The sequence below is a fragment of the Pelotomaculum propionicicum genome (assembly GCF_004369225.1).
GTDB classification, from domain to species: domain Bacteria; phylum Bacillota; class Desulfotomaculia; order Desulfotomaculales; family Pelotomaculaceae; genus Pelotomaculum_B; species Pelotomaculum_B propionicicum.
The window spans coordinates 42,836-56,418 of sequence record NZ_QFFZ01000022.1 but is presented as its reverse complement, the minus strand read 5'-3'; the positions used below and the strand labels follow the sequence as shown (position 1 = coordinate 56,418).

10 protein-coding genes are annotated in these 13,583 nt (G+C 50.7%); 7 read left to right on the top strand and 3 right to left on the bottom strand.

Annotation, left to right across the window (positions count from 1 at the left end; translation table 11 throughout):
• The first annotated feature begins 401 nt into the window (after positions 1–401).
• From speD to Pmgp_RS10925, 5 genes are all read left to right on the top strand, one after another.
• The gene (gene speD, locus Pmgp_RS10945; RefSeq protein WP_134214021.1) at positions 402–782 is read left to right on the top strand and encodes an adenosylmethionine decarboxylase; all 381 of its coding nucleotides are present in this window, start codon (positions 402–404) and stop codon (positions 780–782) included.
• 184 nt (positions 783–966) lie between these two features.
• Positions 967–1,728: a polyprenyl synthetase family protein gene (locus Pmgp_RS10940; protein WP_134214020.1), complete on the top strand. Its 762-nt coding sequence runs from the start codon at positions 967–969 to the stop codon at positions 1,726–1,728.
• 105 nt (positions 1,729–1,833) lie between these two features.
• Positions 1,834–3,282, top strand: coding sequence for a menaquinone biosynthesis decarboxylase (locus tag Pmgp_RS10935; protein WP_134214019.1), 1,449 nt, complete (start codon positions 1,834–1,836; stop codon positions 3,280–3,282).
• A complete protein-coding gene (locus Pmgp_RS10930; RefSeq protein ID WP_134214018.1) occupies positions 3,272–4,141 on the top strand; it encodes a UbiA-like polyprenyltransferase in 870 nt (289 codons plus the stop codon). Before Pmgp_RS10935 ends, Pmgp_RS10930 begins: the two co-directional genes overlap by 11 nt.
• Before the next feature lie 87 nt (positions 4,142–4,228).
• Positions 4,229–5,068, top strand: a complete 840-nt coding sequence (locus tag Pmgp_RS10925) for a menaquinone biosynthetic enzyme MqnA/MqnD family protein (RefSeq protein WP_134214017.1) — start codon at positions 4,229–4,231, stop codon at positions 5,066–5,068.
• 44 nt (positions 5,069–5,112) lie between these two features.
• Here Pmgp_RS10925 and Pmgp_RS10920 read toward each other — a convergent pair whose 3' ends face one another.
• From Pmgp_RS10920 to purL, 3 genes are all read right to left on the bottom strand, one after another.
• A complete protein-coding gene (locus tag Pmgp_RS10920) occupies positions 5,113–5,793 on the bottom strand; it encodes a L,D-transpeptidase family protein (protein ID WP_243119811.1) in 681 nt (226 codons plus the stop codon).
• Between the two features lie 430 nt (positions 5,794–6,223).
• On the bottom strand, positions 6,224–7,006 hold the full coding sequence (purQ, locus tag Pmgp_RS10915; protein ID WP_134214015.1) for a phosphoribosylformylglycinamidine synthase I: 783 nt from the start codon (positions 7,004–7,006) through the stop codon (positions 6,224–6,226).
• Positions 7,006–9,840: a phosphoribosylformylglycinamidine synthase subunit PurL gene (gene purL, locus Pmgp_RS10910; RefSeq protein ID WP_134214014.1), complete on the bottom strand. Its 2,835-nt coding sequence runs from the start codon at positions 9,838–9,840 to the stop codon at positions 7,006–7,008. Before purL ends, purQ begins: the two co-directional genes overlap by 1 nt.
• A gap of 259 nt (positions 9,841–10,099) precedes the next feature.
• Here purL and selA point away from each other — a divergent pair, with 259 nt between their 5' ends.
• Positions 10,100–11,524 (top strand): L-seryl-tRNA(Sec) selenium transferase, encoded by a 1,425-nt coding sequence (gene selA, locus Pmgp_RS10905; RefSeq protein ID WP_134214013.1) that lies wholly within the window; start codon positions 10,100–10,102, stop codon positions 11,522–11,524.
• A gap of 16 nt (positions 11,525–11,540) precedes the next feature.
• Positions 11,541–13,457, top strand: a complete 1,917-nt coding sequence (gene selB / locus Pmgp_RS10900; RefSeq protein ID WP_134214012.1) for a selenocysteine-specific translation elongation factor — start codon at positions 11,541–11,543, stop codon at positions 13,455–13,457.
• Positions 13,458–13,583: the final 126 nt, after the last annotated feature.

Genomic DNA, 13,583 nt, shown 5'->3' with positions numbered 1-13,583 from the left:
TATATAGGTATTATACTACAATACACAACAATATACAACACTAAAATCCAAAAATATTGACATTAAAATAGCCCGTAATATCGGGCTTAAAGAAATGTTTTCTAGTTATTTAGTTGCAAAACAACGGCGGTGTTGGACCTGTTGTGGCGGGAGATGAAGTTGAGGTGGAAATCGAAGGGATTGGTGTCCTAAACAACGGGGTCAGAAGTAATATGAGGCGGTTTTAGCCCTAATTCTTGAAATAAGAGACAATTTCAAAGATTATGGCTCTTAGCCTCAAAATTTTGTTGACAAGATTAGATATTATGCTAAAATTGAACTTGGTTGGAATTAACCGATCCTTTAATTGCATTAAGGGTTTGTTAATTCCAAAAAATATGTCTAAAAAAGGAGGCAGATAAATGAAACATTTGGGCCGCCATGTGTTGGCTGAAATTTGTGGATGTGAATTTAATATTCTCAATGACATCAAAAAGGTAGAGGAGCTTATGGTTAACGCGGCGTTATCCGCGGGAGCCGAGGTAAGAGAATGTGTTTTCCATAAATTTAGCCCTCAAGGGGTTAGCGGGGTTGTAGTAATCTCTGAATCGCACCTTGCTATCCATACCTGGCCGGAACTGGGTTATGCAGCTGTAGATGTGTTCACCTGCGGTGAAAAAGTAAATCCCTGGGACGCTTGCAATTACCTGTCTGACCACTTCTGCGCCAAACACATGATAGCTAAAGAGTTAAAACGGGGCATGATGCCTGAAAGTTACCTGAAGGAAGCGGTAAATATATAGGGGGGATATTTATTAGTACCAACAGAATAAGAAATTAGTGAGCCCTGCACTGTATGAATGAGCAGGGCTCGCTAATTTCTTACACGGATTCTGAAGCTGGCATTAACAGTTATAACTTTGTTTGCGGGAGGAAAAAGTTCGGTTCTACCGAATATAATAAAGGTCAGGTAAAGGGGGGCCAAATATGTTAAGCAGTATTATTCAACCAATTGAAAAAGAAATTACAGCTGTTAACAATCAAATTGAGAAGCATTTGCTGATCAAGTCAGGCAATCTCAAATCCTTTGCCCACCTGGAATTCCCCCCCTTGAACAAGTCCATCAGGCCGGCCTTATTGATTCTTACCGCCAGGCTTTTCGGCTGCAACCCGGAAAAAGCTGTGCCTATGGGCTGTGTTATCCAATTTATTTATATGGCCTCAAAGGTTCATGCTGCGATTTCTGAAAAAGATTCCGATTATATACGCGGCAATACCGATCCCAGGGATGGTTCACAGTTCCCCGTACTGGTCGGTGATTATCTGTATGGCAAGTTTTTCTATTTTCTCTGCAGGGACGGCCAACTCAACTTTTTAGGCACATTGTCTGAATTAGTGTGCACCATTCATGAAGGGGGCATATTAAGCAAGAAAAGTGAAGGGCAAGACCCGCGAGAGATTATACGAAAAGAGACTGCTGAGCTTTTTGCCGTCAGCTGCTGGCTGGGCGCCAGTTTAGCCGGAGCGACAGAGCGGGAACAGGAATCTATGAGACGCTTTGGCTTGAATTTTGGTATGGCTTACGGCCTGCTGGAACAGGGTGGCCCTGCCGGCTATGTGACTTCCTATTGCAAAGAGGCGCTGGCACACCTGGCCGGCATACCCGCCCGGGCGGATAAGTCTGTATTTGAACAAATCGTGCAGAAACTATCAGGCTCAGGCCTTGCCGCCACGCGGATGGTGATCTGAGAAATGAGCCGTGGGAAATGGGACGTGAGACGTTGTAGGTGCGAATTTATTCGCACTGTTTATGTAGATATAGGCAGATATCCTACTAGTGAGAGGTAAGGTACGATGGCTTTTAAGGATTTAGGTTCTTATATCGCTGAGTTAGAAAAGAGAGGGCTGCTGAAAAGGATCAAGACAGAGGTGGACGCCAACCTGGAAATCACTGAAATCAGTGACCGGGTTGTCAAGGCAGGCGGCCCGGCACTTTTGTTTGAAAACGTTAAGAATTATACAATGCCTGTTGCGACCAACCTTTTTGGAACTTTGGAGAGGATGGAATTAGCGCTTGGTGTGACTGATCTGGACCAGATCGGCGATGAACTTCTGGCGATCATCCAGCCCGACGAAATGCCTGCCACATTTTTGGACAAGATCAAGACTCTGCCCAAACTGGCCCGGCTGTCATCATTTCTTCCCAGGAACGTTAAGACCGGGCCTTGTAAAGAGGTAATCAATAAAAACAATCCTTCCCTGGCTAATATTCCGGTTTTAAAATGCTGGCCTGATGACGGCGGCCCATTTATCACACTGCCCCTGGTGTTCACAAAGGACCCTGAGACAGGCCGGCGCAATGTGGGTATGTACAGGATGCAGGTCTATGATGAAATCACTACCGGCATGCACTGGCATATCCATAAAGACGGGGCTGAGCACTACCGCAGGAGACAGGACCAAAACAGGGGCAGGATGGACGTGGCAGTTGCTGTCGGCGCCGACCCGGCGGTGATTTTTTCCGCTACCGCGCCGCTCCCCGCGGGCATTGATGAAATGCTTTTCGCCGGCTTCCTGCGCAAGGAACCGGTAGAGATGGTAAAATGTGAAACAGTCGACCTGGAAGTGCCAGCCCAGGCTGAAATCATTCTTGAGGGTTATGTGGAGCCCGGCGAGACAAGGCTTGAGGGTCCTTTTGGCGACCATACAGGCTATTATTCACTGGCTGACATGTATCCTGTTTTTCACCTGACCTGCGTGACACACAGGAAAGCCCCGGTTTATCCCGCTACAATCGTTGGCAGGCCTCCTATGGAAGACGCCTTTATCGGCAAGGCCACCGAACGCATCTTTTTGCCCCTGCTGAAACTTCAGCTGCCTGAGGTGCTGGACATCAACATGCCGCCTGAGGGTGTGTTTCACAATTGTGTGATCGTGTCAATTAAAAAACGCTATCCCGGCCAGGCCAAAAAGGTAATGGCGGCGCTCTGGGGAATGGGCCTGATGATGCTGGCCAAACTGATCATTGTGGTGGATGAAGACGTGGATGTGCAAAACCTTTCGGAAGTAATGTGGCGGGTGTTCAACAATATTGACGCCAAACGGGATGTTATGATGGTTGACGGGCCGCTGGACGCCCTGGACCATTCCTCTCCCATGCCGCACCTGGGCAGCAAGATGGGTATCGACGCCACCCGCAAATGGGCTGCTGAGGGACATGCGCGGGAATGGCCCGAAGATATAATAATGAGTGAAGAAGTGAAAAAGCTGGTTGATGCAAAGTGGGGTAAGTATGGTATTTAAGAAGGTAAGAATTTTTCTTGAAATGATTAAGTTTGAGCATACCATATTCGCCCTGCCGTTTGCTTATGTTGGTGCGTTTCTTACTGAAAAGGGGATGCCTGAGTGGCGCGGGCTGCTCTGGATTACCCTGGCTATGGTGGGAGCACGCACCGCCGCCATGTCACTGAACCGGATCATTGACCGTCATATTGACGCCAGAAACCCGCGCACGGCAGGGAGGGCACTGCCTAAAGGGCTGCTGAGTGTAGCGGAGGTCTGGATTTATGTTTTTCTCTCTTTCACTCTCCTGTTATATGCCGCCCACCAGCTCAGCCCGCTAGCTTTCCGGCTGTTTCCTGTCGCCGTGCTGGTCCTCTCGACTTATTCTTTTATGAAGCGTTTTTCCTGGACCTGTCACCTGTTTTTAGGGGCGGCCCTGGGGCTGGCGCCCCTGGGCAGCTGGATTGCCCTGACCAATAAGTTTGACCTGGCGCCGGTGCTGATTGCTTTTGGAGTAATGTTCTGGGTGGCCGGTTTTGATATTATTTACGCCTGTGATGATTATGATTTTGACCGTAGGGAAGGAGTATACTCCATTCCTGCCCGGTTTGGGATTAAAAATGCCCTGCTGATTTCAACTGCATTTCATGTTGTAGCCCCGCTTCTTTTTCTGGCCTCCGGCCTGGTTTTGCATCTTGGAATTTTCTATCTGGTGGGTTTAGGTATAGCCATAATAATACTTTTCCGCCAGCATACGCTGGTACGTCCAGACGACCTGTCGCGGGCCGGGGTGGCCTTTTTCAACATGAACGGAGTTTTAAGCATTGTTATTTTTATTTTCACAATTTTAGATGTGTTATATCCTTCGCACCTATTCTAACTAACAGATACCGTAATAGTATTTAAAAAGGCGGGACGGGTACTTTTACAGCGGGATTTCTTGTCGGTATTATTGAGGAGGGATCTGGTGGTCGGAATACGCATGGGGAGAGTAGACTGCATTAACTGCCTGCCGGTATATCACGCCCTGGAAGAGGGACTGCTGTCCCTGCCGGCCGAACTGGTCAGGGGGCCGGCAAACAGGTTGAACAGGCTTTTCTTTTCTGGAAAACTTAATATTACTTTGATGTCCTCCATTGATTATGCCCGCAATGCGGAACGCTGCCTGATACTGCCCGATTTGTCCATCTGCTCGGACGGGCGTGCGGGGGATTTCTTGTTGTTCAGCAAGGTTCCGGTGACTGAACTGGAAGGGAAAAAAGTCTTTCTTAGCAGGTCTTCAGCTGACAGCGTCACTTTGCTGAAAGTCCTTTTAGACCACTACTACCAGGTTGATGTCCAGTATAAAACCACTTCCGCTGGTATAGACAGGATGATGGCCAAGGCTGACGGGGCGTTTCTGGTTGGGTCTGAAGCGATGCTCGCCCGCCTGTGGATTGAGGATGCCGGCCTGCCATACTTTGTTACTGATCTTGGCGAGGCCTGGCAGCAGTTTAGCGGGGAGAAGCCTGTTTGCGCGTTATGGGTGGTTGGGACAGAGTATGCCGGCAGCAATGCCCAGGCAGTTGAGCTTGTCTGCAAGACCCTGATTCAGGCCAGGCAGGCCGGGCTGAGCCGGATGCCTGAAATAATAGACAGGGCTCAAAAGGAATACGGCCTGCCCCGCCATCTTATAGAAGAATATTTTAATGCCACAACCTATAACTTTGATGCGGAAAACAAGAGAGCGCTGCTCACCTTTTACGACTATGCTTATAAAAGCGGGTTAGTCGATGATAGGGTCAAAATCCGCATCTGGGGCGAGTAATACGCTTGAAACAAAAACTACAGGACAGGCGGAGAACTCTGATTTTAAAACCCTAAAAGTTTGTAGACCGCGTCGTCAACAACAACCTGTCCCTTTAACCCGTTTTCCTCTCTCAGTTTTTTCACTGCTTTTTCGGTGCCCTGTCCCCAAAAGCCATCAGGATTCCATTTCAGGTAACCAAGCCTCTTTAAAACTCTTTGCACTTCCAGGACATCAGGCCCCTTGTCACCCAGCTTCAGAACAGCAGGAGGAGTACCTGGCGCCCCGAAAGGGGTCCCGACAATGATTACAGGTGTGCCGTTTTCAACCATCGGAAATACTTCCTCAACATCGTTGTTGAACATCCTGATGCAGCCATGGCTGGCGAAGCTCCCTATGCTGTGGGTGGCATAGGTTCCATGAATCCCGTACATGCCATATGGGATATCCAGACCCAGCCACCTGGTACCCAATATTTCCGCCGGCTTAATATCTTTGCTTACAATCTCCCAGTTGCCGACTGGAGTGGGAGTTTCGTATTTACCCATGGCAACCGGGTACTGGCGCAAAGGTTCCGTGCCGTCAAACAGAGTTAAGGTCAGTCTGTCCATATCGATTATAATCTTGACTCTTTCCGGCACTGTGGCCGGGTCAACGTCAGGATTTAAACCCACATAGGCAAAAGCCGTATTTGTGGCAAAACATACTGAGAAGAGCAAAAAAGCAGCGGCAATAGTCAGGCGCATATTAAACAAAAGAAATTCCCCCGTTACATTATTTATTTCTATTCTCCCTCTTTGAATGCCCCCTTATCCTATATATTTGAAGCTCACGAAAAAAAGCCCCGGCCGGATCGGCACAGGGCTCTTTAATTTTTATGATGATTGTGTAGTTGGCTCAGTAAAGATAAAACAAATGGACAGGATTAACAGGATTTTAGAAAATTGACAGGATTGTAAAATCAAATTTTTATTTAAAATTCTTATTTACAAAAATTTTTTCAAGCTAACATTAAAGGTTTCAATGCTAAAGGAATAATCATTATAAGTCTGCATTTATTTATAAAATCCTGTAAATCCTTATAATCCTGTAAATCCTGTCAATTTGTTTATTGACAGAAGACTTACAAGACAATCTTAAAATGTTACTGAGTAAAAGGAATAATCATATTTTTTATTACATTTCTCTGGCGTACGCAACTGCGTTTTTAAATATGGCAAACCCGTGCGGTACAGTATTGCCGGGCATCCTGCGCCAGTTAGGGTGCTGGGTCCTTTCCACATAGCGCTCCGGGTGGGGCATCATACCCATGATGCGGCCTGTAGTGTCGCACAGGCCGGCCAGGGCATTGAGCGATCCGTTGGGGTTGGCCGGGTAAAGAACTGTTGGGCTGTTGTCGTTTCCCACATAGCGGAAAACAACCTGGCCCCGGTTCTCAATCTCCTGCAGCGTATCCCTGTCAGTGTAAAATTTACCCTCGCCATGAGCTACCTGTACACTGATCACGCTGCCCTCCAGGTTTTTGGTGAAGACACAGTTGGTATGTTCAACCAGCAGGTTGGTCCAGCGGCATTCAAAATGGCTGCTGTCGTTAAACATCAGAGTGGTGGATATTTCACCAAGTTTGCGGTCCGGCAGGAGGCCGGTCCGGACGAGCACCTGGAAACCGTTGCAGATGCCGATAATCAGCTTGCCGGAGTCAACAAAAGCACTTAACTGGTCTTTTAAAAAGGAGGTCAGCTCCACAGCCAAAATTTTGCCCGAGTGGACGTCGTCCCCGTACGAAAAACCGCCGGGTAGGGCAAGAATATGGTAGGAAGACAATTTTTCTTCCCCGCTCCTGAGCTGGTTGACATGGACCATACTGCAAGCGGCGCCGGCCTTTTCAAAAGCGTAGAAGGTTTCCTCATCGCAGTTGATCCCGTCCGTCCTGAGTACACAAACACCTGGCTTTTTCATTAACGGAAAACCTCCTTCATCGGCCGCTGCCAGGCCTGTTTCAAATCATCAAGGCGCAGGCTGAACAACAAATCACCAGATCTTGTCGCGCTGATTTCACACGCATCAATAGTCTCACCAATTTTAGTACAGGGAACCTGACCAAAAATCAAACCCGGGTTCGCCCCGGCGGGCAGTTCTGCCAGGAAGCAGCCTGCTGTTTCGTTAAAAAAGAACTGCTCAGCCTGCTCGCCGCCCGGCACAGTAATTTTGGCCCCCAGGCCGCCTCCAAAACACATTTCCGCGAGAGCCGCGGCCAGGCCTCCTTCGCTGATATCGTGGCAGGCCTGAAGGATGCCGGAGGCCGCGGCTTTATGCACAGCTGTGAAAACTTCGTTCAGCAAAGACGGGTTGAGTTTGGGCAGGTTATTACCTGTGTACCCCAGTATTTGATAATAGACACTGCCGGCCATTTCGGCTGTGTTTCTGAAACCTACCAGAACTATCTGGCTGCCCGCCTTTTTGAAATCAGTGGATACAGTAAGGCTGACGTCCTGAATACGGCCAAATGCCGATACACACAGGACAGGCGGTATTTTTATGACCGAGCCGTCCTTGCCGCGGTAAGTGCTGGAGAGGCTGTCCTTACCGGATATAAAAGGCATGCCGGTCGCGCTGGAAAAGTCAACGCAGGCATCGACAGCCAGGTCGAGCGCTCCCAGCAGTTCTTCGTCCGGGAAGGGCCAGATAAAGTTATCGATCAAAACCATCTCACGGTGGTCAGCGCCCGCGGCGACCGCGTTGGCAACAGCTTCCGCCGCTGCCCAAAGGCTGCCGAAATACGGGTCGATCTGGTTTAAAACAGGGTTGAGGCCGTGCGATATGACCATACCATATGTCCTGCCCAGCAGCGGGGTTAATATGACGGCATCGTTCGGGCCGTCCCAGTTAACGCCGGCATAGGGCGGCAGCGCGCTTGTTCCCTGCACGCCGTGGTCATAAAGCCTGACTATGGGCTCCTTGGAGCAGACATTCAACTGGCTGAGAACTCTTTGGAACAGGCTGTTCCAGTCAGATGCCGGCTCAATTTCAGGCTCCGCAAAGGATGGCTTTTGCCAGGCGGCCTTCATTATCCGCTGGGGCAGGCCGTCATGTAAAAACTCCATTGACAGGCGCATTACTTCCCGGTCATGGTAAGTGGCTGAGAAGTACCCGTCGCCGGTGAATTCACCCAGGACTGTGGCTTCAACGTTATAACCCCGGCAGATCTCAAACAGGCGGCCTGCGTTTTCAGGCGCCACCGCCAGAACCATCCTTTCCTGGCTTTCAGACAGCAGTATCTCCCAGGGCGCAAGCCCGGGATATTTTAAAGGCGCCCGGTCCAGGGCAATACGCGCTCCTGTTTCAGAGCCCATTTCACCTACCGCGGAGGCGAACCCGCCCGCCCCGCAATCAGTTATGGCCCTGATCAGCCCATCTTCCCTGGCGGTCAGGATCGCGTCAAACATGCGCTTTTCTTCTATAGGGTGCCCGATTTGCACCGCGCTGGCATTAACTTCAATAGTCCTGTCAGTCATCTCACCGCTTGAGAAAGTGGCGCCGTGGATACCATCACGCCCGGTCCGCCCGCCCATGGCAACAACCAGGTCGCCGGGTTGAGGCTGGCCTTTGCGGCAGGCCTGGGCCGGCAGTATACCGTAGGCGCCGACAATAACCGTAGGCTTGGCGCGAAAATCACTGTGAAAATGGACTGACCCGTTATTGGTAGGGATGCCCATGCGGTTGCCATAGTCCCTGACGCCCGCTACCACCCGCCTTAGCAGGTAGTGGGGGTGCAGGCAGCCTGGCGGTATTTCCGTTTCCGGCAGGTCCGGCGGCGCAAAACAAAACATATCTGTCGAAGCTATTACCTTGGCGCCAAGCCCGGTGCCGGCAATATCGCGAAAGACGCCGCCGCTCCCGGTCATTGCCCCGCCGTAAGGTTCTATGGCGGAAGGAGAATTGTGGGTTTCCACCTTGCCGCAAATGGCCATTCCTTCGTAAAAATCCATCACACCGGAATTATCCACAAAGGCTGATAAGACCAGCGGGTGACCTAATTTTTCAGTTGTATCTCTCAGCCTTTTTAAAAGAGGTCTTTTCTCTTTCCCGTCTACAATGAGCTTGGCCTTAAAAGTTTTGTGGCCGCAGTGCTCAGACCAGGTTTGGGCGATAATCTCTATTTCGCAGTCAGTGGGGTCCCTGCCGAGGAGGTTAAAGTGGTTTTGTATAACCTTCATTTCCTGTAAATTTAAGAATAGCTTGTCCCGGCTAAGCTCCAGCAGTTGATCATCATTCATGTCCCGCAGCGGCACAACCGTGGTTTGGCCGGGCGTACCCTGGATCAGCAGGGTCGCGGGGCTTTCTTTTACCACATATTCAACAGTGGCGTTAACAAGCAGGCTGTTGATGATGCGATCAATGTCGGACTGGCTGATCCTGTGCCCATAAAAAGCATACTGCCAGGCTGAATCTGCAGCGAGCAGGCCGTTTATGCCCAAATCAGAAGCTGATTTCAGTAAAGAAGCGGCCTCCGGGTTCATCACGCCGGGCTTGTAGGCCACCTCCAGTACAAAGGGAGCGTCACTGAATACCGGTTTGTTTACCGAAAAAAACTCAAAAACATCCTCGGCAAGCAGTTTTTCAGCGAGTAAAACCGCCTGCTCCTCTTGGACGCCTTCAAAACGGAAAACACGGGCGGTTTTTACTTTTTCCACACTTTTAATACCCAGGGCCTGGTTTATTTCGTAGAGGACTTCCTCGCCCTTACTGTCGGGGATACCGTCTTTTGCTATCACCCGCACCTCTTGGATCATCCTTTAACCTCCTTCAAAAACTGCAATGGTACCTAAAACATATAAATGCGGCAGGAGCGTTTATGAGGTTTAAAATATTCAAAACATTTTGTTGTGTTTTACTTCTATTATTATATATAACGCGGGGTTCTTTGCAAAGGTATCTTCACGCGGCTAGACAGGGAGTGCGCGTCATCTTTGGGTAACTCTTGCTTTTGACTAAATGCTGCCATATAATTTAAAAAAGTTAAAGTCGAAAAAAATTTGTATTGGAGGCTATATGGGCAACCCGTCGCGTGAAAGTAAATTGAGGCTTTTGCCTTCAGTAGATGAAGTGCTCAGGCATGAAGATATTTTAGAGCTCCTGGCCAGGTCACCCCGTGGGGTTGTAGTTGAGGCTGTACGCGAAGCTCTGAATGATAAGCGGTCGGAGATTTTATCCGGAGAGGCGCCGGAGAACCTTACAGCGGAAGAGTCTGAATATCTTGCGCTGGTTGTTAAAAAAACCGTTGACGCTGTGCAGCTTTCAGTCCGGCCTAAACTCCGGCGGGTGATCAACGCCACGGGTGTGGTGCTGCACACCAACCTGGGACGCTCCCTTCTGAGTGAGCGGGCCAGCAGGGCTGTCAGTGAGGTTGCCGCCAACTATTCAAACCTGGAGCTGGATTTGGACACCGGCAGGAGGGGGTCGCGGTACGCGCCGCTGGAGCCTTTAATAGCTTCACTCACAGGGGCTGAGGCTGCGCTGGTGGTAAACAACAACGCGGCGGCGGTCCTCCTGGCCTTAAGCACTATGGCCGCCGGCCGGGAGGTTATTGTGTCAAGGGGGCAGCTGGTGGAAATAGGCGGTTCATTCAGGGTGCCGGAGGTAATGGCGCAGAGCGGTGCGCGCTTGGTGGAGGTCGGCGCCACCAATAAAACTTATCCGGAAGATTATGTCAAGGCCATAAGCGGGGAAACAGCACTGTTGCTACATGTCCACACCAGCAATTACCGGATCATAGGATTTACAAGAGAAACTACTGTAAGTGAACTGGTTGAGATTGGCCGACAATTTTCCCTGCCGGTCATGTCTGACCTGGGCAGCGGCTTCCTGGTCGATCTCAGCGGTTACGGGCTGCCCCCGGAACCAACGGTACAAGAGGTTGTAAAGGCCGGTCCTGATGTGGTCACTTTCAGCGGCGACAAACTGCTTGGCGGCCCGCAGGCTGGTATTATCGCCGGTAAAAAGCATTTCATTGAAAAAATGAAAAAAAATCCTCTCACCAGGGCTGTACGCATTGATAAAATGACAGCGGCGGCTCTGGAAGCAACTTTGCGGGAGTATTTGGATGAGGCCGCTGCTATTAAAGAAATTCCTACTTTAAAGATGCTGACCTTGCCGGTGGACGAATTGGAACAAAAAGCCAATGAATTGTCAGCTGTTTTGCAAAGCAGAACTGGAGAAAAAGCGGAGATCAAGGTGGAAAGGGGAATCTCGGCAGTAGGCGGCGGAGCTATGCCGCTGGCGGATTTGCCGACGGCGGTAGTGGCGGTATCCCCTCTGGCAATGAGCGCGGGAGACCTGCAGGCCGGGCTGCGGCAAGGGCTGCCGGCAGTGCTGGGCAGAGTCCAGGAGGACAGGCTCCTGTTGGATGTACGCACGATAGGACACCACGAGTTTATATTGCTGGCCGAAGCCGTGCAGGAAGTATTAAACAAATAAACGGGAGGCGCCGGATCTGAAACACCTTATAATTGGCACGGCGGGTCACGTTGACCACGGTAAAACAGCCCTGATCAGGGCTATGACCGGGGTTGACACCGACCGCTTAAAAGAAGAAAAAGAGCGGGGCATATCGATAGAGCTGGGCTTTGCTTCACTTACCCTGCCCAGCGGGCGCAGCGCCGGCATCGTTGACGTGCCCGGGCATGAAAGGTTTATCAAAAACATGCTGGCCGGCGCGGGTGGTTTTGACCTGGTGCTGCTGGTAATTGCCGCGGACGAAGGGGTAATGCCGCAGACCCGGGAGCACCTTGACATCATCCAGCTTCTCCAGGTGAAAAAAGGAGTTGTGGTGTTGACCAAGTGCGACCTGGTGGATGAGGAATGGCTTGGCCTGGTTAAAGAAGACGTCAGTGATTTTTTAAAGGACACGGTTTTGGCTGACGCGCCTGTTATCACAGTTTCAGCAGTAACAGGCGAGGGCATCCCGTTATTGCTGGAAGCCATAGATCGAATTGCCGAAGAAACCCAGCCCCGGGTTAGTATCGGTCTGCCAAGGCTGCCGGTGGACAGGGTGTTTTCCATAACCGGCTTTGGTACGGTAGTGACAGGGACTCTTAACTCTGGCTCCCTCCATACCGGTGAAGTCGTTGAGGTGCAGCCTCAGGGGCTGACATCAAGAGTGCGCTCGATCCAGGTGCACGGTCAAAAAGTGGACGAGGCACAGGCAGGTCAAAGGGTTGCGGTAAACCTGGCCGGGCTTGAAGTTGAACAAATAGAGCGGGGCAGTGTGGTGGTGGGGCCCAAAGGGGTCATACCCTCGACTCGGTTGGACGTAAGGCTCCTGCTTTTAGAAAGCGCTGTCCGGACACTGAAGAACAGAGCCAGGGTGCGTTTTTACCTTGGCACCAGGGAAACTCTGGGGCGGGTGGTCCTCCTGGACAGGGAGGAACTGGCGCCGGGCTCGCTGGCTTACGCCCAAATAGAATTGGAAGAGGCTACAGTAGCGTCCAAAGGCGACCGTTTTGTGATACGTTCTTATTCACCGATGCGCACCATAGGCGGGGGGACTGTGATCGACCCCTTGCCCAGGCGTAAGCACAAGCGCTTTCGCCAGGATGTGCTGGGCGCCCTGGAAACCCGCGAGAGAGGCACGCCGTCTGAGATCTTGGAGCACTATCTCCAGGGCTCACCGGACCTGCCCGTACCCGCTGTTGTGGCCGCGGGCACGGGCCTGCAAGAAAAAGAAGTAGAGGAAGCAGCAGCCGAACTGGCCCGGGACAACAAAATTAAACAAATCACAGGGGAAGGGAAAACTTACCTGATCTCAATAGATGTTTACACCCGCTGGGCTGATCAGATCAAAGACCTGCTCGCTTCCTACCACAGTGAATTTCCCTTAAGAGAGGGCTACCCGAAAGAGGAACTGCGCTCCAGGAGATTTCAGGCCATCAACAACAAGGCTTTTCAGCTTTTGCTGCTGGAAATGGAAAGGGACGGTTTTCTGCTGGTAATGCCGCAGTCTGTCGCTCTTAAGTCTTTTAAACCCGGTCCTGATCATAATCTGGATACAACCATACAGAGAATCAGAGGGATGATGAAGGAAGCTGTTTTTCAGCCACCATCCTGGACTGATTTAACCAAGTCAGCCGGTCTTAGTGAAGCTTCCGGCGCCGAGCTGCTGCAATTTCTGCTGCGGACAGGAGAACTGGTAAAGATCACCGAGGACTTATATTTTCTAAAAGTAATTTTGGATGAGGCGAAGGAAAAAGTCATAGGTTACCTGCGCGAGAAAGGAGAAATCACCGTGGGCGAAGTGCGCGACCTGCTGCAAACCTCACGCAAGTACGCCCTGCCCCTGCTTGAATATTTCGACCGCGAAAAACTGACCCGCCGGGTAGGAGATAAACGCCTGCCGGGACGAGCTATTTAGTCAGGCATTTGTGGAGTAATAAGCTATTATGTGGGCTGGTTATTGTAGGTGCGAATTTATTCGCACAATGTTACAATGACTCCAAACAAGTTCGGCGCTAAAGCGCCTTGTTCGATTGAAATCGAA

Excerpts from the sequence above, each read along its gene's own strand:
- Pmgp_RS10930 (WP_134214018.1), top strand. The coding sequence starts at position 3,272 with ATGGTATTTAAGAAGGTAAGAATTTTTCTTGAAATGATTAAGTTTGAG.
- Pmgp_RS10940 (WP_134214020.1), top strand. The coding sequence starts at position 967 with ATGTTAAGCAGTATTATTCAACCAATTGAAAAAGAAATTACAGCTGTT.
- speD (WP_134214021.1), top strand. The coding sequence starts at position 402 with ATGAAACATTTGGGCCGCCATGTGTTGGCTGAAATTTGTGGATGTGAA.
- Pmgp_RS10920 (WP_243119811.1), bottom strand. The coding sequence starts at position 5,793 with ATGCGCCTGACTATTGCCGCTGCTTTTTTGCTCTTCTCAGTATGTTTT.
- purQ (WP_134214015.1), bottom strand. The coding sequence starts at position 7,006 with ATGAAAAAGCCAGGTGTTTGTGTACTCAGGACGGACGGGATCAACTGC.
- purL (WP_134214014.1), bottom strand. The coding sequence starts at position 9,840 with ATGATCCAAGAGGTGCGGGTGATAGCAAAAGACGGTATCCCCGACAGT.
- Pmgp_RS10935 (WP_134214019.1), top strand. The coding sequence starts at position 1,834 with ATGGCTTTTAAGGATTTAGGTTCTTATATCGCTGAGTTAGAAAAGAGA.
- selA (WP_134214013.1), top strand. The coding sequence starts at position 10,100 with ATGGGCAACCCGTCGCGTGAAAGTAAATTGAGGCTTTTGCCTTCAGTA.